This is a genomic window from Mesorhizobium sp. B1-1-6 (genome assembly GCF_006443035.1).
Classification (GTDB): domain Bacteria; phylum Pseudomonadota; class Alphaproteobacteria; order Rhizobiales; family Rhizobiaceae; genus Mesorhizobium.
Genome location: NZ_VFWR01000008.1, coordinates 201,407 through 221,215 on the forward strand (window position 1 = coordinate 201,407; position 19,809 = coordinate 221,215).

Consider the following 19,809-nt stretch of genomic DNA (forward strand, 5'->3'; position numbering starts at 1 on the left):
CTTAATATCCCGCCAGGTTCATACCCCATCCAGCATCGCGCGAGGCGGATGGCTGCCGAAGTCCAGGGGCAAGAATCATGCCCGGTCCGCTTTCCCAGGCGGTTAGGCCGAGGAACCCCAGCAACGCCTCGTTTCGATACAGATACGCCCGGAAAGTTGACCGATAATGAAACAACTCCGGCGTTTGGTAAGAATTTTTTACGACGTTCTGCGACAGTTGCTCCCACTCTTGCCCGGCTGGAAGTCGCAGGGTGGGTTCTGGTGCAATGAACATTCCGGAAAGTCCCGTCGGCCATGACATCAAAGCCCTCCATCCTGATCCTGGGAACGCGCGGCATACCCGCGGCCCACGGCGGTTTTGAAACCTTCGCCGAGAAGCTGGCGCTTTTCCTCGCCGGACGCGGCTGGAGGGTCGGCGTTTACTGCCAGGACGAAGTCGAGCGTGTCGAGCACAGGGTGCGCAGCGAAACTTGGCGCGGCATCGAACTCATCCACATCCAGGTCGCCTCGAAAGGTCCGCGCGCGACGCTGGAATTCGACTGGCAATGCGTGCGCGATGCCGTGCGGCGGCCCGGCGTGTGCCTCGTGCTGGGTTACAATGGCGCGCTTTTCCTGACCTGGCTCAGGCTGATGCGGCGCAAGATCATGACCAACATGGACGGCATCGAATGGCGCCGCCCCAAATGGGGCCTGTCGGCGCGAAGCTGGTTCTGGCTCAACGAATGGATCGGCGCCTGGACCTCGCATCGCCTCGTCGCCGATCATCCTGTCATCGCCGATCATTTGGCGACACGCCGGCCGCGCAGCGCGATCGTCACCATCCCCTATGGCGGCGATCCGGTGACGACGGCGCCGGAGGCACCGGTCAGGGCGCTCGGGCTCGAACCTGGAAAGTACCTGATCTCGATCGCACGCATCGAGCCCGACAACAACATCCTGCCGATCGTCGAGGCCTTTTGCAGCAAAAAGCGCGACATGAAGCTGGTGGTGCTTGGAACGCTCTCGGATGAAATCCCCTATCACGCCGCCATCCGCAAGGCCGCGAACGGCTCGGTGGTCCTGCCCGGGGCCATCTATGACCAGGCGACCGTGAAGGCGCTGCGGTACCACGCGCGCGCCTATATGCATGGCCACACGGTCGGCGGCACCAACCCGTCATTGGTCGAGGCGCTGGCGGCCGGCAACATGGTGATCGCCCACGACAATCCCTACAACAGGTGGACCGCGGGCGCCGCCGCCCTCTATTTCACCGATACCGGCACTTGCGCCGGCCGGATCGATCGGGCCATCGAAGACGACGCCCTGGTCGAGAGTTGCGGTGAGGCCGCCAGGGCGCGCGCCCGCGAAGCCTTCCGCTGGGAAGACGTGCTGCTGGCCTATGAGAATGAAGCCTTCCGGCTGCTCGGCGTCGTCGCCGGCGAGGCCGTTCCGGTCGACCATCCCTCGCACGCATGACGACGTGGTCGCGCCGGCGGGTTCTCGGAGCGGCGCTGTCCACGGCGGCGTTGTTCGCGCCGCTTTCTCCCGTGTCGTCCAGCCTGGCCGCCACCGGCGAATGGCGCTTCCGGCGCGGCGTCAACGCCTTCCCCTGGTTTTCGCTGACGCGCGAATTCCCCGCACCCCGTACCGACTACGACTGGCCTCCATTCCAGCAGCGGCCGGTCCCGACGGCGGCCGATCTGCGCAGGCTGCGCGCGACGGGTCTCGATTTCATCCGCCTGCCGGTCGATCCCGGCCCGTTCCTGGCCGGCGATGCCGGCACGCGCGGCCGTTTGCTGGCGATGCTCGATCGGGCCGTCACCGCCGCCCTCGACGCCGACCTCGGCATCATCGTCAACGTGCAGGCCAATAGCGCGACCCACTATTGGAATCCGCACCGCATGGTCTCCAGCACTGCCGCGCCCGCCTTCGATCTCTATCGGACGCTGATCGGCGAGCTTGCCGGCCGGCTGGCGCGGTTTCCATCGGGCAAGGTCGCGCTGGAGCCGGTCAACGAGCCGCAGCAATCCTGCGAGTCCAACGTCTGGTCGCAGGTCCAGTTCGCGCTCCTGACCGAAGCCAGGGCATCGTCCGTTACCCTGCCGCTGGTCGTGACCGGTGGCTGCGGCTCCATGGTGAGCGGGCTGACCGCGCTCGATCCGGCGCCGCTCTCGCGCTTCGAACCGATCCTGTTCACCTTCCACTTCTATGAGCCCTACCTGTTCAGCCACCAGGGCGCGCCGTGGATGAGCGAACCCGTCTACCGTTCGCTCAACAACGTGCCGTGGCCCGCCTCGGCCGGTTCGCTCGAGGCGACGCTAGCTTCGGTGCGGGCGCGCATGGCCGAGGACGCCGAAACCTCCGAAGCGGACAAGAAAGCCGCCTACGCGGAAACCGAGCGCGTGCTGAAGGTCTATTTTGACGCCCAGCCCGGCCGCTGGTTCATCGACAGATACCTTAGCCAGGCGCGCGATTGGGCGGATAGCCATGACATCGCGCCCGAACGCATCATCATGGGCGAGTTCGGCGCGCTGCGCACCGACGCCCGCTACGTCGCCGCGCCCGATCCCGACCGCGCCCGCTACATCGCCGACGTCAGGCAAAGCGCAGAGTCGTTCGGCTTTGCCTGGGCCTTCTGGGCCCTCTTCGACGGCATGGGCATGATGGACGACACCACGCGCGCCCTGGACCCGGCGATGATCGAGGCGCTTGGGCTGGAGATGCCGGGCTAGACGGCCTATCCCCGTTGCTTGTCCTTGCTTCCGTCAAGCGGAGGCAGCGATCGCCGAGGCGAAGTCGCGATATGGGCGCAGTGGGCGTCCGAGCAAGGCGGTCAGGCGCTCGACGTCGCCGGCCTCAGGCAGCATCCCGTTGGTCAAGAACCGCTCGCCCATCAGGCGCATGTCGTAGGCCATCCAGGCGGGCAAGAGCTGCTTGAGATTTTGCTCGAAGCCTTCGGTATTGTCGCCGCCGTAGTTGATCGGGCGGCCAAGCACCTCTGACCAGATTGCGGCGATATCCGTCCCGGTCAGTGTCTCCGGGCCGACGAGGTTGATTCGGTCGAGCGCAAGCGGCTCGGAAGACTGTTCGCGGCGCAGCAACTCGAGGGCGGCGATCTCGGCGATATCACGCACGTCGATCATGGCGAGCCCCTTGGCGCCGATCGGCATTGGGTAGGTGCCGTGGCCGGTGATGACGTCTTCGATCATCAGATCGTTCTGGATGAAGTAGGCCGGGCGCAAGATCGTAGCCTTGAAGTCCATCTCCTCGATCATGCGCTCGACGCCGAACTTGCCCGCGAAATGGGGTACGTTCACATAGACGTCAGCGTGGACCACCGACAGATAGACGATCCGCTCGATGCCGGCAGATCGGGCGACGTTGAGCGCGACCAAAGCTTGGGTGAATTCGTCCGGTACCACGGCGTTCAAGAGGAACAGAGTAGAGACTCCGGACATGGCTTTCCGCAGCGAATCGACATCGAGAAAGTCGCCTTGCACGACGGAGACGCCTGCCGGGAAGTTGGCTTTCGACGGATCGCGGACGAGAGCACGCACATCTGCGTCGCGCTTGACGAGATGTTCGACGACTTGGCGGCCAATGTTGCCCGTGGCGCCGGTAACGAGAATGGTCATGAAATTTCTCCTGTTGGATTGCTTGACAGCTCCAATATGTGTGGCTCACTAACAGCCCAACAGGCGGAAATTTTAGACACGTCGTCTCACTGGTGGAACACACATGGACCTCCTTGCCCTCGCCGATTTCAATCTCGTTGCCCGTCATGGCGGCTTCGGCAAAGCGGCAAGGGCCACCGGCCGGCCCAAGGCAACCCTGTCCCGGCGCGTTGGCGAACTGGAAAGCAGTCTTGATCTGCGCCTGTTTGAACGGGGTGCGCGTAACCTCAAGCTCACCGAAGAAGGACGGGCGCTCTTCGAGCGGACGGGAGCGTTGCTCGCCGAACTCGACGAGACCGCTTCGGCGATTGCCTCGGGCGGTCAGAGACCCAAGGGGAGGCTGCGGATCAGCGCGCCTTTGCATTTTTCTCAGACCGCAATGGGAAGGATCGCCGCGGGGTTTGCCCTCAAATATCCGGAGGTGAGGCTGGAGGTCACGACCGAGGACCGGGCCGTGGACATGATCGAGGAAGGCTATGACCTGGTGATCCGGGTCAATCCGGATCCCGACGAAAGCCTGGTCGGACGGGCGTTTCTGCGCGATCGCCTGGTCGTGGTGGCTCGCCCCGACCTTCCTCGCCCGACCGGTGGACTCGCCGCTCCTGGCGTTGCGCGCGGGGCAGGCGATCTGCAGACATTGCACGTGAAGACACAAGGCGGCCGGTCAACGATCAGGATCGAGCCGGTCGTCGCCTTGTCGACGCTCATCATGGTCCGGGACGCGGTGCGGGCCGGCGTCGGTGCGGCACGTCTTCCCATTTCGTTGGTGAGCCACGACCTGGCTGACGGCACACTGGTAAGTTGGGGGGAGATCGACGGCCCCGAGATCGCTCTATGGACGCTCTACCCCTCTCGACGGCTGCTCAGCGCGCGAGTGTCGGCGTTCATGGACTTTCTAAAACAGGCCTTCCCAAACGGGACGCCCGACGAACTGGCTGCCTATATTGGCAGGTGACGACCGTGCCCGCTTTCGGGCGTGGAAAGTCCTAAGAAGCGCTTTCCCGGCGTCATGGCTGAGCCCCATGTCACATGCGATCCGTCTTTGCGAAACACAGGGGATCAGCCGCTAACGGCGGAGAGGCTGCGCTCTTCGCCGGTCGTCTCCAATTGCGCGCACTGCTTGCGCCTCTTGCCGCGCCACGGCCCGCGCCGGCCGGTACAGCACCAGCGCCAGCACCACGAATTTGGTCAACAGCGTCGTCTTGGAGGCGAGGGTCTCGGAGGTGTTGAGCAGGATCAGCCAGCCCAGCATGGGCAGCCAGATGCCGGGATGGCAGCGGCGTGCCACCTCATGCATGAACAGCACGAAGCCGAACAGCATCAGCAGGGTAAAGAAGGCGCCCTGATAGAGCACCATGCGTATGATCGGGTTCTCGATGCCTTGTTCCAGGCCGTTGATGCGGCGCATGCTTTCGATCAGATCGATATCAGGCCCCACGATCAGGTCGCCCAGCCCCAGATTCTTGAAGAGGTCGAACATTTCGACGCGGGCATTGGCGCTGCCGCTGTCGGAAACGAAGCGCTCCAGCAGCGCGTCGAAGAAGCCGTAGGAAAAGAGAAGGGCGACCGCCACCGGCAGCAGCGTGGCGAGCAGGACCGCAAGGGCCGCGCCCAGCAGGCTGACGCGTCCATGCCGCAGATAGGCCACGCCCCTGAAAAGCAGATAGATGCCGCCGAGCGCGAGCGTGATCACCATCGCCGAACGTCCGCCGAACGCGACCAGCGCCGCGGTTTGCAGGCCGATCAGCGAAAGCCGCAGCGGCATCGACAGCGACCGTGAGCCGGAGAGCAGCGCCAGCACATAGACCGCGGTGATCGTGGCATTGGCCAGCGGATGGCCCTGAAGCGCGGTCGAGCGCAGGTCGGTGAACACCTCGCCGTCGAGCCGATAAGGAAACACCAGCGTCTTGGTCGCGAACTCGAACAGCGCCAGCAGCGCATTCGCCGACATCACCGCGTGAACGACCGTCTGCAGCCGCGCGAAGGTCCGTTCGTCGTCCTCGGCCAGCATCAGCACCAGCAGCGCCGCCGTCACGAACGTATCGACCATGCCCGCCATGCCCGGGCGATGCCTGACGACGACCACCACCAGGAGCACGACCGAGATGACCGACATCAGCGCGCTGGCCGGCCGCCGGTCGGCAACGGCAGCCATATAGCCGACCGGATTGCCGAACGTGCATGAACGCCAGGCAAACACCAGCACCAGGAGATAGGTCGACGGATGGATCTTGGTGGCCGGACTGCCGAGCAGGCCGTCGTAATTGTAGCCCACCAGCCATAGCATGCCGCCGGAAACGGCGAACAGCACCGCCACCGTGACGACCAGGCCGAAGCGGGTCACCCAGTCCATGGAACTGCCGGTGCGGGATGCGGCGGCGGCTTGACCCGGCGCGGCCCAGCCGGCTGCCGGGCTGGCGGGCCGGACGGCGGCCATGTCAGGCCGCCTCGTCGACCAGCAACGCGCCGGTCGGCAACCGCCCCATGACGGAAATGGCCTGCGAGGCCGCCGTGACATCGCGCATCGGCGTCGAGTTCAGCGTGGCGACGAGCAGGATTTCGTCGGCCATCGCTACCAGCGGCGAGGCATTGAGATTGTCGGCCAGCGCACCGCCATCGATGACGACGAGTTCGAAGTGGCGGCCCGCCTGGACCAACATCTGCTGGGCAAAATAGACGCCCTGCGCTTCCTGGAAGACGGCCTTTGACCGGCCCCTCCCCAAAAGCGCGACATTGCTGCCGGGCGTATACTGGCTCAACGCCTCGATGCCGTACTCACCGCGAAGCACGTCGAGCACGCCCGGCTGCTGATCTTTCTGGCCGCCGCCGGCATTGGTATCGATGAACAGGATACGGCCGCCCCGGGCGGCCGCGGCATTGGCCAGCAAGCGCGCCACCCTGCCGCGATGCGCGGCGTCCTCGGGCGGCGACGTCACTAGTATGGACGGCACCAGCGGCCAGTCCGGCGGACGCCGGCCCGACGAGAACATGCGCCTCAGCGCCAGCCCGACGACCGCGTCCGTCTTCTGGCTGGCCGCGGCGGCCGCGGCGCCGAAAGGCCACCAGCGACGGGTGTTGCCCGATTTTGCCGGCACCACGCCAAGCACCGGCGCGTCGATGGCCGATTGCATCTGCGCGCTGGAAAGCACCGTGGGCGAGGAATATTCCGCGATCAGCGCCAGGCCGGTGCCGAGCCCCAGGCCCCCGAAGAGCGCGCCCAGGACAAGCAGCGACAGCGGCGGCCAGCTCTTCTTCAGGGCCGGCATGGCGCTGGAGATGATCCGCGCATTGGTGCTGTCGACGTTGATCTGCTCGCGCGTCTCCTGCACACGCTGCAGATAGTTGGCATAGACGGAGCGGACGGCCTCGAGATCGCGCTGCAACTCGCGCAGCTTGACCGAAGCCTGGTCCGTATCGAGCGACTTGGTCTTCATGCCGGCGACCTTGGCCTCCAGCGCCTGCTGGTTGGCCAGCGCTCGCTCGTAGTCGGTCTCGGCAGCCGCCCCGATGCGGCCGAGCTCGCGCCCGATCAGCGCACGCGTGTCGCGCAGCTGCTGCTGCGCCGCAATCATCGAGGGATGGCGTGGCCCAAGTTCCGTGCCGAACTGCGATACCTTGTCGACAAGCGTCGCCTCCTGCGCCCTGAGGCTCGAAATCACCGAGGAGCGCATCGCTTCCGAGGTCGCGTCCGGCGCCCCGCCCGACCTGCGCAACTGGTCGACCTGCGCCTTCAGCGCCGCGGTGCGGCTTTGCGCCGCCGAAAGCTGCGTATTCAGCTCGGTCAGTTCCTGGTCGCTGACCAGATTGCCCGCCGCCATTACCATGTTGTTGGCGGACCTGTAGGCCTCGACGGCATTCTCGGCCTGCTGGACGCGCTTGCGTTGCTCATCCAGCCGCGCGGCGATGGCGTCCGAAGCGTCCTTGGCCATCCGCGCGCGTGAGCTCGCCTGATCCGCCAGATAGGCCTGCGCGATCGCATTGGCCAGCATCGCCGACTTCTCGGCGTTCCTGGTGGTGATGATCACCTCGATGACCAGCACCTTGTCCGCTCGCCGCACCGCCAGGCGTGCGCGCAACGCATCGAGCGTCTTGGCCGTCTTGTCGGCTTCGCCCGACCCCGAACCCAGCAATCCGCCGAGTAAGCGTCCCAGCATGCCCTGCCCGTTGAATTCAGGATCCTCGGTCAGGTTGGTCGCCTTGATGGCCCTGAGCAGCACCCCCGTCGACTGGACGACGCTGACCTGGCTTTCCACACGGGTTATGCCGCCGTCGGGCGGCACCTGGCTCGGATTGACGTCGTTGCTGACCACCTGCAGGTCTTGCGGATCGATGATGATTTCCGCCGCCGAGCTGTAGAGCGCCGGCGTCAAAAGCCCATAGAGCAGGGCGCCGAGGGTCAGCAGCGCGGTGATGGCAAAGATAAGGGAACGGCGGCGCACCAATATGCGCTTCACGTCGCCCAGCTCGACGGTCGAGGCCGGGTAGGACGGCGCCGACGGCACCGCTTCCGGCGCGTAGTGCATCGCCTCCGGAGCGTATTGTCGCGGCAACGAGAGCAGGGATGATTGCAAGGGTCGCTCCGACAACACTCCATGCGCCTGCAAAGATAAAATTGCGGCTTTGTCTTAGCTATGCTTCCAACTGTTAAAACACTGTTAATTATATTGAGAGCTCTTGTGATTTCTGGCACGGAGTTTGCCTAGAAAAGGCACGGGTGTTGGAACGGCGCGGGCAACGGGGAGACGACATGGAATGGGGCAACGCTTCATCCGTCCGGCCGTTTCCCGCGTCCAAACACCGGCCCAATACCGAACATCACAACGATGAGGATGCGACATGCAGGTGAGCCTGCGCCTGGACAGCGAATGCCCGCGTGCCTTTCACCTGACGCTGCTGGAGCGCCTGGCGGCGCTGGCGCATGTCGAGGTCTCTGTCGATCTCAGGCCGGCCGAGGGCGGCATACCACCCAGCGCCGCGGCGCTGTTTCAGCTGGAAACGGCCATCCATGGCCTGTCCGCGAACGGGCTGGCGAAACGCCTGCCGCTTTCGGCGCTGGCGCCCTATCAAGCGCGGCCGCCGGCAGCGCCCGATCTGGTGATCGACCTCTGCGGCGACGTGCAGCGCGAAGGAACGCGCGTCTGGCGCGTGACCTATGACGGCGCGGCGGGCGAAGCAGCCCTGCTGGCGCTGATCCTCGATGGGCGAACGCCGATCGCCCGTATAGAGGAAAACGGTACGTACCTCGCCGAAGGCCGCTTGGGCACCGAATATGGCGGCATCGCGCTTGCCTCGTTCCAGGATATGCTGGCGCGCACCGCGAGCCTGATCCTGGCGGCGATGACCGGCGCCGCGCGGCACGCCCTCTCCGTCCTGCCGGAGCCGGCGCACGGCAATGCCGCGCCCGCCCTGCCGTCCTCCGCCAAGCTTGGCGTCAGGGCCGGCAAGGCGCTGGCGCGGCGCGTCGTCCAGAAGATCTACCATCTCTGCTACAACGCCCCGCACTGGAAGGTCGGCTGGCGGCAAACGCAGGGGCAGGACCTGCTCGACCTGCGGGCGCATCCGGCAACGGGCTGGCAGGTGCTTCCCGACGACGGCAGCCGCTTCTACGCCGACCCGTTCCCGATCCTGCATCAGGGCAAGGTGACCCTGTTCGTCGAGGACTATATCCACCGTTTGGGCCGGGCCATCATCTCCGCCGTGCCGTTCGGCCCGTCGGGGCCGATCGGCCGCCCGGAACCGGTGCTCGACCTGCCCTATCACCTGTCCTATCCGTTCGTCTTCGAGCGCGACGGCGAAGTCTGGATGGTGCCGGAGAGCTGCGCCAACCGCACGGTCGACCTCTACCGCGCCACCGCCTTCCCTGGCGGCTGGGTCAAGGAAGCGACGCTGCTGTCAGACATCGTCGCCAGCGACGCCACCCTGGTCGAGCATGGCGGACGATGGTGGCTGTTCGCCACCGTCAGGGACGGCGGCGGCGCCTTTTCCGACGCGCTGCATCTGTGGTCGGCGCCGGACTTTCGCGGACCGTGGACGCCGCACCCCAAAAACCCCGTCCTGATCGACATCGCCTCGGCGCGACCGGCGGGCCGCATGGTAGAACGGGAGGGCCAATTGCTGCGCCCCGTGCAGGACTGCCGCAGGAGCTATGGCGCGGCGCTCGGCATCGCACGCATTGTTCACCTGGACTTGGACGGCATGAGCCAGGTTGTCGAGACCATCTTGACGCCTGGCGCGTTATGGAGCGGGCGCAAGCTGCACACGCTCAACGAGGCGGGCGGCCTTGAATTCATCGACGGTTCCGCGATCGCGCCGCGCTGGAAGCAAACGAGCGGCGGGCGCTGACGACGGCCTGCGCATAAGGTCGATACGGCCCTCCGGCAAAAAGCCCCCGCCAGTCATGGCCGGCGGGGTGAGGCTCTGGAGTAAGCCGGAATCGGTCCGGCATGGATCAACGTATGGAGCGGTGGTTGGTTGCGGCGCCAGAAGCGCATTCCCTTTCCCTTTTTTGGGCCTTGTGCAAGAACGGCCCCTCGCCCCAGCCGCAATCCCGCCTTTCTTGTCGCGAAATTTTCCTCCTCCGTATGCATGTTGTAAGTCGTTTAATCCGGGATAGATTGCATCCAGAAGGGCGCCAGACGATCGCGCCGGGAGGAATTCGCCATGTCCGACAGCGCCCTGCCGCTGGTCATCAGCGCGCCCGAACCGCGCACGCTCGATCTCATCTTCACGCCGCCGCAGCTGGCGCGCTTCAAGGCGAAATATCGCATCGTCGAGACGACGCCGGACGGCGTGGCGAAACTGCCGGCCGATGTGCTGGCCGAGGCCCGCTACATCGTCGGCCAGCCGCCGATCGCGGCCGAGACGCTGGAGAAGATGAAGGCGCTGCGCTGCATTTTCAATGTCGAGAGCAACCTCATCGACAACATGCCCTATGAAACGCTGTTCGCGCGCGGCATCCATGTCGTCACAACGGGCCTGGTCTTCGCCGAGCCGGTGGCCGAGCTCGGCCTTGCTATGGCGCTCAACCTCGCCCGCGGCATCGTCGATGCCGACCTTGCCTTCCGCAAGGGCGAGGAATTGTGGGGCGGCGACGGCAACCGGACGGCGCGGCTGTTGTCAGGCGCCGATGTCGGCATCATCGGCTTCGGCGATCTCGGCCGCGCGCTGAACCGGCTGCTGTCGGGTTTCCGCACCAGGACAAAAGTCTTCGATCCCTGGCTGCCGCCGTCGATCCTGATCGACAATGGCGTCGAGCCGGCCTCGATGGACGAGGTGCTGTCCGCCAGCGACTTCGTCTTCGTCGTCGCCTCGGTGACCAGCGAGAACCAGGGCTTCCTCGGCGCCGACGCCTTTGCCAGGATGCGCAAAGGCGCGGCCTTCATCCTGCTCAGTCGCGCCGGCGTGGTCGACTTCCCCGCTTTGATGGCGGCGGTGAAGGGCGGCCACATCCTCGCCGCCAGCGACGTCTTCCCCGAGGAGCCGCTGGCGCGGGACCACCCGGTGCGCGCCTTGCCTGGCTTCCTGCGCTCGGCCCACCGCGCCGGCGCGCTCGACATCGCCTTCAAGCGCATGGGCGACATGGTGCTGGAGGACATGGACCTGATCGACCGCGGCCTGCCGCCGCTGCGCTCCAAGCGCGCCGAGCGCGAAACGGTCTCGCGCATGCGCTCAAAGCCGGTGGACAGGAACTGACAGGGCGGCGACGTCCCTCGCGTCGCTTGACAAAAGCATGGCCAGCGACGACCCTCGCCCGGCCCATCTGGGGCTCGGCAAGCGGCAGGGACCGTCGGCGGTAATGGCGCAGCTGGCGGGCTCAAGGCCAATCGGTCCGGCCGGCCAAGCGGTCCGGTTCTCTTTTTTCGCCATGGCAAGGCGGCAAGAGCGGCCCTCGCCATGAGGCTGTCGAAAACGCGACGGAGCGCGATGCTCAACACGATCGATTATGGCGGCAAGGAAGCCGATATCGTCCACGCGCTGGAGGAAGACATCATCTTCGGCAGGCTGGCGCCCGGCGCGCGCCTGGTCGAGGACGTGCTGCTCGCCCGCTTCCCGGTGTCGCGCCATACCATTCGACAGGCGCTCTATCAGCTCGAAAGGCTAGGCGTCGTCACGCGCGAGCGCAACAAGGGCGCCATGGTGCGGCGGCTGTCGCCCGACGAGGTACGGCAGATCTACGAGGTGCGCGAGATGCTGCAGCGCCAGGCGGCGCTGATGATCCGCCTGCCGGCGAGCGATGCGCTGATCGAAGAGCTGACGCAGATCCTCCGCATCTATAACGACCATGTCGAGAGCGGCTACCTGCGCGGCATCCACGAGGCCAATGATCGTTTCCATCTCACCATGTTCTCGGCCTGCGGCAATGCCTATCTGGTGGCCTCGATCGAGCATTACATGCGCCTCAGCCTGCCGGTGCGGGCCAACTCGCTGGCCGACAGGGAAAAGCTCGACATCTCGCGCCAGCACCACGCGATGATGATCGAGGCGCTGAAGCGCCGGGACAATTGGGTGCTGGCGCAGCTCTGCGTCGACCATTTGCAGCCTAGCAAGGCGTTCTATCTCCAGGAGATCGAGAGCGGCTGAGACCGCCCTGGCTAAAAGGCGCAAGACTGATAACAGGCCGAGCGGCGCCGGCGCCTTCTATCTCACCCTCACGACCACCTTGCCCTTGGCGCGCCCCGTCTCGACATAGGCCAGCGCCTCGTTGGTCTTTTCGAATGGGAATACCTGATCCATGACAGGGTGTATGACGCCGGATTGGATAAGTGACGTGATCCTGTTCAGCTGATCGCCCTGCGCCCACATGAACAGGAACGAATATCCGACCCCGGCGCGTCTGGCCCTGCCGCGTATGCCGCGGCTCAGCAGGCGCAGGACCAGTTTCAGGACAATGTTGAGGCCTTTGTCCCTAGCGAATTCGGGATCCGGTGGACCGGAGATGGAGATGAGCTTTCCACCCGGCTTCAGCACATGCAGGGATTTCTCGAGCGTCTTGGCGTCCTGGCTGTTCAGGACGACGTCGTAGCCGTGCAGGACCTTCTCGAAGTCCTCCTTCTTGTAGTCGATGACGACATCGGCTCCGAGACGTCTCACCAGATCGGCGCTCGCGGCACTGGCCGTCGTCGCCACGGTGGCGCCGAGATGTTTTGCCAGTTGGATGGCGAATGTCCCCACACCGCCCGAGCCGGCCTGGATGAACACCCTCTGCCCTTTCTTCAGCCCTGCCCTGTCGACGAGCACTTGCCAGGCCGTCAGGCCGACCAGCGGAATGGAGGCCGCCTCCTCCATGCTGAGACTGTCGGGCTTCACGGCCACGTCGGCTTCTTCGACGGCGATGAACTCGGCGAAAGTCCCGATCCGGCCGTCGCGCGCCCGCGCATAGACTTCGTCGCCGGTCTTGAATTTGCGTACTTTCGACCCGACGCTAACGACGATGCCGGCCACGTCGTGGCCAAGGATGAAGGGCGGGCGGTAAGGCAATATGAGTTTGAACTCGCCGTCCCGGAGTTTGGAATCGAGAAGGTTTACGCCAGCGGCGTGGACCTCGATCAAGACGTCGTTGTCGCGCGGTTCCGGCTCAGGCATCTCTGCAAGCCGCAGGGCGCCCTTCTTCTGATATTTGTCGACGACAAAGGCTTTCATCATATTCGCTTTCTTGAAATGAATCCCGATATCGGACAGGCCGGGCTTTCGGGGCAGCGAAACTGCTTGTGCGGGCACCGACTTGGCACGTTCCGTTCAGGCAGGCAGGCGGAACTGCTTGCGCAAGGTCTTGTCGAACGTCGCGGCGGGCGCGAACCGCCGCAGCGTGCTGACCAGGCGGGCTGTCTTGCCGGCGGTGTAGCGTCGGCGCTGACGCTTCTCGGTGGCGGCCCTGAGTACCACATTCGCCACCGCTTCCGGAGGGTCTGCTTTCGGCATCACGTCGCGAAGCAATGCGTCGATACCGGCGCGGGCCTGATCGTATTCCTTCATGACGGAATCGGGCTCGAGCCCGTTCTGGTCGAACACGGTGCGCACGAAGGCAGGTTCGATGACCGAAACCCGGATGTTGAAAGCGCGAACCTCGTGGTCGAGCGATTCCGAATAGCCTTCGAGCGCGTGCTTGACGGCGGAATAGTGGGCCGAGTACGGCGCGGGGACCAATCCCAGGATCGAGCCGATATTGACGATGCGCCCCTCGCCGCGCCGCCGCATCGACGGCAGCACCGCGTTGATCATCCGCATGACGCCGAACAGATTGACATCGAACAGGGCCTTGGACTGGGAAACCGAGGATTCCTCCGCGCCCCCAGCAGCCCGACGCCGGCATTGTTGACCAGAAGGTCTATCCGGCCGGTCCTGGCGAGGACATCTGAAACCAGAGCTGCGACCGACGCGTCATCGGTCACGTCACAAACCAGCATCGATATCCCGTCCGAGCCCTGGCCTGATATTTTGCGGCTGGTGCCGAAGACGGTGAAACCCGCCCGCGCCAAAGCCTCCGCGCTGGCGCGGCCGATGCCGGAGGAGGCGCCGGTCACGATCGCCGTCTTTCCTGAATTCCGGTTCATCTGGTGACTCCGAACTCGAGAGGTCTTGCCTCTCGGCGATGATTGAATTATGATCGTAATATCACATTACGGGTGTAATGCAATAGGGAAGCGGAAGGAGCGCCATGCGCTACGAAAAAGGCCGGAAGGACGCATCACGCAGCCGGATCATGGAGGTCGCCGCCGAACGGTTTCGCGGTGACGGCATCGCCGCGTCCGGACTGGCAAGCATCATGAGCGACGCCGGCATGACGAACGGCGCCTTCTATCCACACTTTCAATCCAAGGCCGAACTCGTCCGCGAGAGCATGGTCGCGGCACTGGAGGCTCAGTCGCAGCAATTGCAGGAGGCGTTGGCCTCGGGAGGGCTGGATCTGGCCCTCGCCATGTATTTGTCGCCCGAGCACCGGGATCATCCGGAGACCGGCTGTGCTTCGGCGGCGCTGTTGCCCGAAATCGCGCGTCAGCCATCCGAGACCCGCGCGCTCTACACCGAACGATTAATGACTCTGGTGCGCCAGCTATCGGCGCAGTTGCCGCCTGGAATCCCTGATCCGGAGGGCGTTGCATTGGGCGTTTTCGCGGCGCTCATCGGCGCCCTTCAACTGTCCCGCGCGGTGGAGGGAACCGAATTGTCCGATCGCATGCTGACGGCGGGAGCGGAGGCGGCGCGGACTCTGGTCCAGCCGCGCTAGGGTGAAGAGGAAGGCGCTATCCCGTGCGATGTGCCCCCGCTGCAAATCTAACGATGCAGCCAAACGAAGAAAAAAGCGGAAAGTTTCGCCGCCGTTGAACAATATATTTGTTCAGACCGGGCCTCAGCTGGCATGGCGAACCGGAACTTTCCTCCAAACCTTCCGTTTCTTTGAAGATCGTTGCTTCGACGGTCGAAGAGCAACAGGGAAGGATCCTATCATGAACATCAAGATGATCTGCGTCGGCGCGATGACGCTTTCGATGCTCGCGGGCTCGGCCCTCGCCGCCGCTAACAAGGGCACGTCGGCACTCGACGACCCGGCCAAGATGCAGCCCTTCTACACCGACTCCAGCATGAAGAAGATGCGCAGCAGCGACGAGTTCACGAAGGCATGGAAAGCGCTCACTCCGGAAGACCAGAAGATGATGATGACGGCCTGCGACGACGAGGCCAAGGACGCCAACGCCGCCAACAGCCATCCAGAATTCTGCAGCAGCGTCAAGGCGAATGGCGGCAGCAAATAGACCGGCCTAGAAGCAGGCTTTTGTAGCCCGCACCCTGAAGACAGCCCCGTCCCGCGGGGCTGTTGTCATGCGCCGACGCGCCGGCCGGTTTCGGCGTCGAACAGATGCGCGCAGGCGCGGTCGACCTCGATGCGCACCAGCTGGCCCTGCTTGAGCGCCAGCCGCTCGCGGAAAAGGCAGTCTATCTCCTCGCCGCCGCAATCCACCTTGGCGAAGATCTCCGAGCCGGTGGCTTCCAGCAGCGTGACGCTGCCGGGTATGCCTTGGCTGCTGGCGCGGATGTGTTCGGGGCGGATGCCGTAGACCAGCTCCCCGCCCGGGACCTGTGCCGGATCAAGCGGCGCCGGCAGCGGCAAGGTCAGCCCGCCTGCGCTGCGGAAGACGCCTTCCTCGATGCGGCCGCGAATGAAATTCATGGCGGGCGAACCGATGAAGCCGGCGACGAAGAGATTGGCCGGCTGGTCGTAGAGGTCGAGCGGCGCGCCGACCTGCTCGACCAGGCCGTCATGCAGCACCACGATCTTGTCGGCCATGGTCATGGCCTCGATCTGGTCATGCGTGACATAGATGGTGGTGGTGCCCAGCCGCTGGTGCAGCGCCTTGATCTCGCCTCGCATCTGCACGCGCAGCTTGGCGTCCAAGTTGGAGAGCGGTTCGTCGAACAGGAAGACTTGCGGGTCGCGCACGATGGCGCGCCCCATGGCGACACGCTGGCGCTGGCCGCCCGAAAGCTGGCGCGGGAAGCGGTCGAGCAGCTTTTCCAGGCCGAGGATACTCGCCGCCCTGTTGACGCGGCCGGCGGTATCGGCCGGATCGGCTTTCTTGATCTTGAGCGCGAAACCCATATTGTCGGCTACCGTCATATGCGGGTAGAGCGCGTAGTTCTGGAACACCATGGCGATGTTGCGGTCTCGCGCCCTGAGATCGTTGACGACCCGCTCGCCGATGGCGATCCTGCCGGCCGAGATCGTCTCCAGCCCCGCGATCATGCGCAGCAGCGTCGACTTTCCGCAGCCCGAAGGTCCGACCAGGATCACGAACTCGCCATCGGCGATGTCGACGCTGACGTCGTGAATGATCCTGGTCGCTCCGAATGCCTTCTGCACATTGTTGATGGTCACCGCTGCCATTTCATGTCCTCACCTGGAAAGAGTGTCGTCGGCTTCAGCCGCCCTTGACCGCGCCGGCGGTCAGCCCGGCGACGATCTGCCTTTGCGCGAACATGGTCAGCACCAGCACCGGCAGCGTCACCACCAGTGCGGCGGCGGCCAACGGCCCCCAGCTCACCTGCTCGTAGGAGAGCATGTTGTAGACCGCGACCGGCAAGGTCCGCGTCTCGCGGCTGGCCAGCACCACGCCAAAGACGAAATTGTTCCAGGAGAAGATGATGGACAGGATGAAGGCCACCACGATGCCTGGCCGGGCGATGGGCAACGCGACCAGCCGGAACACCTGCCATGAGGAGGCGCCGTCCATGCTGGCGGCCTCCTCCAGCTCCATCGGCGTGGTTTCGAAATAGCCGATCATCACCCAGACCACGATCGGCACCGTGACCACGAGATGGATGATGATCTGCGGCCACAGCGTGCCCAATATGCCCGCCCACTGGAACAGCAGGAACAGCGGGATGAGATAGGACAGCCCCGGCGTCATGCGCGCGATCATGATGACGACCGCCGACCGTTCGGCCTTGAGCCGCGCTATGCCGTAGCCGGCAGGCACGCCGATCAGCAGCGCCAAGAGCGTCGCCGTGCCGGTCACCAGCACCGAGTTCCAGAAGTAGAGCAGGAAATTGTTCTCCTCGAACACCTTGGCATAGTTCGACCAGGCCACGTGCTCGGGGATGAAGACCGGCGGCGAGGCGCCGTTGTCGATCTCGAATTTCAGGGACAGCGAGATCATCCAGAGGAAGAACAGGATCGCCGGCGAGACGAAGACCAGGGCGGCGAAGAACAGGCCGATCCGGTTGAGCAGTCGCGAACGCATCTATTTGCCCTCCGCGTCGGTCCAGCGGCTGCGCTGGCGCAGCATCAGCAGGACGAAGGACAGCGCTACGATAAGAACGAAGAACACCACCGCCATGGCGGAGCCGTAGCCGACGTCGTAATAGGAGAAGGCGATGTTGTAGAGATAGATGTTGATGGTCTCGGAGGCCGTGCCCGGTCCACCCTGGGTCATCGCATAGATGATGTCGAAGCTCTTCAGCGCGTCGATCGTGCGGATGATCACCGCGATCATCAGGAACGGCGCGATCATCGGCAAGGTCAGGTACCGGAACTGCTGCCAAGCATTGGCGCCGTCGATCTCGGCGCTCTCGAAGGGTTCGCGCGGCACCGAGGCCAGCCCGCCCAGCACGATCAGCATCACCAGCGGCGTCCACTGCCAGGTCTCGACAGCGACCAGCGAGGGGATGACCGTCCTGGCGTTGAATATCCATTCCTGCGCCGGAATGCCGACCAGCGACAGAAGGTAGTTGAGCACGCCGAGTTGCGGATGGAACATCATCGTCCAGACCAGCGCCACGGCGACGGGCGTGGCCATCATCGGCATCACGAAAATACCGCGCAGCACGCCGCGCAGCGGGAACCGGGCATCGAAGATCAGCGCCGCGACCGTGCCGAGCAGCATCGGCGCGGCCACCGAAAGGAAAGTGTAGGACAAAGTGTGCGCGAGCGATTCCCAGAACCGCCCATCGCCGACCAGTCGCAGATAGTTCTCCATCCCCGCGAAGCTTCGCGACTGGCCAAGCGTCCAGCGGTTGACGCTCATCCACAGCGTGAAGGCCCAGGGAAAGACGATGACGGCGCCGACGACGACCAGCGCGGGGACGACGAAGGGCCAGTAGCTGGGAGCCAGCTTGACGGGCCGGCCCCCTTCGCTTGCCTGTTTCGTCACCCCGGTACGATCGGTCGTCGCCCCGGCGCGATCCGTCGTCGCCCCGGCGCCACTCGTCGTCGCCCCGGCGCCACTCGTCGTCGCCCCGGCGCGCTCTGGGGCAGTTGCGGACATCAGCCTTGCTCGCTCCTGTCGAGGACCGGCTGGAACTGTTCCGTCGCCTTCTTCAGTTCCTCCGCCGGGTCGGCCCCGGCGAGCAGGTTGCTGAGCGCCACGCCATAGATATCGCGGAACTCGGTGACCGGGATGATGACCGGCAGCGCCAGCCGGCTGACATTGCCGGAGCCGACCACGGCGTCGAGCCAGCTCGCCGGCATGGTCACGCCCTCGCGCACCTTTGGGTCTTCCAGCACCGATTTGCGGAACGGCACACCGGCACCCGCCTGCAGCAGCCGCGCGCCCATGCCGGCCGACACCGCCCATTGGCAGAAGAGGTAGGCGGCTTCCTTCTTCTCGCTGGCCGTTGTCACGCCGAGCCCGTCGCCGAACGTACCCGAGGCATGCGCCTTGGGGCCCTTGGGCATGACGCCGTAGCCGACCTTGCCGACCACCCTCGACTTCTCCGGATTTTCCATCGGCGGCGCGAAACCGACGCCGTCGAACCACATGCCTATCTTGCCTTGCAGGAAGGCGGATTGCGCTTCGGCCCAGTTGAAGCCGGTGACGCCGGGCGGCGCGGATTTGGTCATCAGCCGCTGGTAGAGGGCGGCGGCCTCTACCGCCTCGGGCGCGGTGGTGCGCAGCTTGCCCTTGTCGTCGAGCGGCGTCATGTCGTAGCCGAGCATCAGCGAGGTCCAGACCGGCGTGTTGGCGTTCTTGAGGCCGCGCGCGACGAAACCGTAGGTGTTGGTGGACGGGTCGGTCAGAGCCTCCGCGGCTGCAACGAGCTGATCGAAGGTTTCGGGGTATTTGAGGCCCTTGGCCTCGAACAGCTCCTTGTTCCAGTAGATTATCCAGTAGTCGACCGAGAACGGCAGCGAGCGCAGCACGCCCTGGCCATCCTTGGCGAACAGCATGCCGGCATCGGCAAAGTCCTTTTCGACCAGGCTCGGATCGGTCAGCGTCGGGTCGGCAAGGTAGCCCGATATGTCGGCAAGCCAGCCGCCCTTCTCGAACTGCCGCTTCTGCACATGGTAGCTCAGATGCACGACGTCGAAGCTGGGTTTGCCGGAGCTGAGCTCGATCACCGTCTTCTGGCGCTGCTGCTGCTCGGGCGTCGCCTCGGCATTGACCTTGATGCCCGTCAGATCTTCGAACTCGGCGAGATATTTGATCAGCGTGTCGCTGCGCGGGCTTTTCACCAGATTGACGTCGAGCGTCGTGCCCGCGAAGCGCTTCCAGTCGACGCCGGCGGCAAGGCTCGGGCGGATACCGGCAAAGCCGGCGCCGGCGAGCATGGCGGCGCCCGCAAGGAGCTGCCTTCTGGTTGGGTTGAATGGATTGGACGGCATTTCTTCCTCCCGGTTGCTGTCGTTGTCGATTGCGCCGCGACAGGCACGGCGCGGCCTGCT

The 19,809-nt window shown here is 64.8% G+C and carries 16 protein-coding genes and 1 pseudogene; 8 read left to right on the forward strand and 9 right to left on the reverse strand.

What is annotated here, in order from left to right:
* The first annotated feature begins 294 nt into the window (after positions 1-294).
* Both FJ979_RS17890 and FJ979_RS17895 read left to right on the forward strand, forming a co-directional pair.
* Positions 295-1,455 carry a DUF1972 domain-containing protein gene (locus tag FJ979_RS17890; RefSeq protein ID WP_140556373.1) on the forward strand — a complete coding sequence of 387 codons (1,161 nt, stop codon included), beginning with the start codon at positions 295-297 and terminating at the stop codon, positions 1,453-1,455.
* The gene (locus tag FJ979_RS17895) at positions 1,452-2,711 is read left to right on the forward strand and encodes a cellulase family glycosylhydrolase (RefSeq protein WP_140582524.1); all 1,260 of its coding nucleotides are present in this window, start codon (positions 1,452-1,454) and stop codon (positions 2,709-2,711) included. The genes FJ979_RS17890 and FJ979_RS17895 overlap by 4 nt, the downstream gene beginning before the upstream one ends.
* A gap of 33 nt (positions 2,712-2,744) precedes the next feature.
* Here the strand turns inward: FJ979_RS17895 and FJ979_RS17900 are convergent, their stop codons facing one another.
* A complete protein-coding gene (locus tag FJ979_RS17900; RefSeq protein ID WP_140556369.1) occupies positions 2,745-3,614 on the reverse strand; it encodes an NmrA/HSCARG family protein in 870 nt (289 codons plus the stop codon).
* A 103-nt stretch (positions 3,615-3,717) separates the two neighbouring features.
* On the opposite strand from FJ979_RS17900, the gene FJ979_RS17905 reads away from it, so the two are divergent.
* A complete protein-coding gene (locus FJ979_RS17905; RefSeq protein WP_140521434.1) occupies positions 3,718-4,608 on the forward strand; it encodes a LysR family transcriptional regulator in 891 nt (296 codons plus the stop codon).
* 111 nt (positions 4,609-4,719) lie between these two features.
* Here FJ979_RS17905 and FJ979_RS17910 read toward each other — a convergent pair whose 3' ends face one another.
* Both FJ979_RS17910 and FJ979_RS17915 read right to left on the reverse strand, forming a co-directional pair.
* Positions 4,720-6,090, reverse strand: coding sequence for a VpsF family polysaccharide biosynthesis protein (locus tag FJ979_RS17910; RefSeq protein ID WP_210241473.1), 1,371 nt, complete (start codon positions 6,088-6,090; stop codon positions 4,720-4,722).
* Between the two features lies 1 nt (position 6,091).
* Positions 6,092-8,224, reverse strand: coding sequence for an exopolysaccharide transport family protein (locus FJ979_RS17915; protein WP_140582527.1), 2,133 nt, complete (start codon positions 8,222-8,224; stop codon positions 6,092-6,094).
* Between the two features lie 265 nt (positions 8,225-8,489).
* Between FJ979_RS17915 and FJ979_RS17920 the strand changes: the two genes are divergently transcribed.
* From FJ979_RS17920 to FJ979_RS17930, 3 genes are all read left to right on the forward strand, one after another.
* Positions 8,490-9,995: a formyl transferase gene (locus tag FJ979_RS17920; RefSeq protein WP_140582529.1), complete on the forward strand. Its 1,506-nt coding sequence runs from the start codon at positions 8,490-8,492 to the stop codon at positions 9,993-9,995.
* Between the two features lie 318 nt (positions 9,996-10,313).
* Complete coding sequence (locus FJ979_RS17925; protein WP_140582532.1) at positions 10,314-11,345, forward strand: hydroxyacid dehydrogenase; 1,032 nt, start codon at positions 10,314-10,316, stop codon at positions 11,343-11,345.
* A 231-nt stretch (positions 11,346-11,576) separates the two neighbouring features.
* The gene (locus tag FJ979_RS17930; protein WP_140499090.1) at positions 11,577-12,233 is read left to right on the forward strand and encodes a GntR family transcriptional regulator; all 657 of its coding nucleotides are present in this window, start codon (positions 11,577-11,579) and stop codon (positions 12,231-12,233) included.
* Positions 12,234-12,290: 57 nt separating this feature from the next.
* Here FJ979_RS17930 and FJ979_RS17935 read toward each other — a convergent pair whose 3' ends face one another.
* On the reverse strand, positions 12,291-13,292 hold the full coding sequence (locus FJ979_RS17935; RefSeq protein WP_140582693.1) for an NADP-dependent oxidoreductase: 1,002 nt from the start codon (positions 13,290-13,292) through the stop codon (positions 12,291-12,293).
* Positions 13,293-13,388: 96 nt separating this feature from the next.
* A pseudogene (locus FJ979_RS17940) lies at positions 13,389-14,203 on the reverse strand (oxidoreductase).
* 104 nt (positions 14,204-14,307) lie between these two features.
* On the opposite strand from FJ979_RS17940, the gene FJ979_RS17945 reads away from it, so the two are divergent.
* Both FJ979_RS17945 and FJ979_RS17950 read left to right on the forward strand, forming a co-directional pair.
* Entirely contained in the window at positions 14,308-14,877 is a 570-nt protein-coding gene (locus FJ979_RS17945; RefSeq protein ID WP_140559838.1) for a TetR/AcrR family transcriptional regulator, read from the forward strand.
* A gap of 220 nt (positions 14,878-15,097) precedes the next feature.
* On the forward strand, positions 15,098-15,403 hold the full coding sequence (locus FJ979_RS17950) for a hypothetical protein (RefSeq protein ID WP_140499097.1): 306 nt from the start codon (positions 15,098-15,100) through the stop codon (positions 15,401-15,403).
* Between the two features lie 65 nt (positions 15,404-15,468).
* On the opposite strand, the gene ugpC is transcribed toward FJ979_RS17950, so the two are convergent.
* From ugpC to FJ979_RS17970, 4 genes are read right to left on the reverse strand one after another with little or no spacing between them, the layout of a single operon-like run.
* Positions 15,469-16,533 (reverse strand): sn-glycerol-3-phosphate ABC transporter ATP-binding protein UgpC, encoded by a 1,065-nt coding sequence (gene ugpC / locus FJ979_RS17955; RefSeq protein WP_140582534.1) that lies wholly within the window; start codon positions 16,531-16,533, stop codon positions 15,469-15,471.
* A gap of 34 nt (positions 16,534-16,567) precedes the next feature.
* A complete protein-coding gene (locus FJ979_RS17960) occupies positions 16,568-17,389 on the reverse strand; it encodes a carbohydrate ABC transporter permease (protein WP_140499101.1) in 822 nt (273 codons plus the stop codon).
* Positions 17,390-18,412: a sugar ABC transporter permease gene (locus tag FJ979_RS17965; RefSeq protein ID WP_224684787.1), complete on the reverse strand. Its 1,023-nt coding sequence runs from the start codon at positions 18,410-18,412 to the stop codon at positions 17,390-17,392.
* Positions 18,412-19,749, reverse strand: coding sequence for a sugar ABC transporter substrate-binding protein (locus FJ979_RS17970; protein WP_140582537.1), 1,338 nt, complete (start codon positions 19,747-19,749; stop codon positions 18,412-18,414). The genes FJ979_RS17965 and FJ979_RS17970 overlap by 1 nt, the downstream gene beginning before the upstream one ends.
* Positions 19,750-19,809: the final 60 nt, after the last annotated feature.

Coding starts and splice junctions, on each gene's coding strand:
- ugpC (WP_140582534.1), bottom strand. CDS start 16,533: ATGGCAGCGGTGACCATCAACAATGTGCAGAAGGCATTCGGAGCGACC.
- FJ979_RS17945 (WP_140559838.1), top strand. CDS start 14,308: ATGCGCTACGAAAAAGGCCGGAAGGACGCATCACGCAGCCGGATCATG.
- FJ979_RS17895 (WP_140582524.1), top strand. CDS start 1,452: ATGACGACGTGGTCGCGCCGGCGGGTTCTCGGAGCGGCGCTGTCCACG.
- FJ979_RS17890 (WP_140556373.1), top strand. CDS start 295: ATGACATCAAAGCCCTCCATCCTGATCCTGGGAACGCGCGGCATACCC.
- FJ979_RS17970 (WP_140582537.1), bottom strand. CDS start 19,749: ATGCCGTCCAATCCATTCAACCCAACCAGAAGGCAGCTCCTTGCGGGC.
- FJ979_RS17930 (WP_140499090.1), top strand. CDS start 11,577: ATGCTCAACACGATCGATTATGGCGGCAAGGAAGCCGATATCGTCCAC.
- FJ979_RS17935 (WP_140582693.1), bottom strand. CDS start 13,292: ATGAAAGCCTTTGTCGTCGACAAATATCAGAAGAAGGGCGCCCTGCGG.
- FJ979_RS17910 (WP_210241473.1), bottom strand. CDS start 6,090: ATGGCCGCCGTCCGGCCCGCCAGCCCGGCAGCCGGCTGGGCCGCGCCG.
- FJ979_RS17960 (WP_140499101.1), bottom strand. CDS start 17,389: ATGCGTTCGCGACTGCTCAACCGGATCGGCCTGTTCTTCGCCGCCCTG.
- FJ979_RS17925 (WP_140582532.1), top strand. CDS start 10,314: ATGTCCGACAGCGCCCTGCCGCTGGTCATCAGCGCGCCCGAACCGCGC.
- FJ979_RS17920 (WP_140582529.1), top strand. CDS start 8,490: ATGCAGGTGAGCCTGCGCCTGGACAGCGAATGCCCGCGTGCCTTTCAC.
- FJ979_RS17950 (WP_140499097.1), top strand. CDS start 15,098: ATGAACATCAAGATGATCTGCGTCGGCGCGATGACGCTTTCGATGCTC.
- FJ979_RS17965 (WP_224684787.1), bottom strand. CDS start 18,412: ATGTCCGCAACTGCCCCAGAGCGCGCCGGGGCGACGACGAGTGGCGCC.
- FJ979_RS17905 (WP_140521434.1), top strand. CDS start 3,718: ATGGACCTCCTTGCCCTCGCCGATTTCAATCTCGTTGCCCGTCATGGC.
- FJ979_RS17900 (WP_140556369.1), bottom strand. CDS start 3,614: ATGACCATTCTCGTTACCGGCGCCACGGGCAACATTGGCCGCCAAGTC.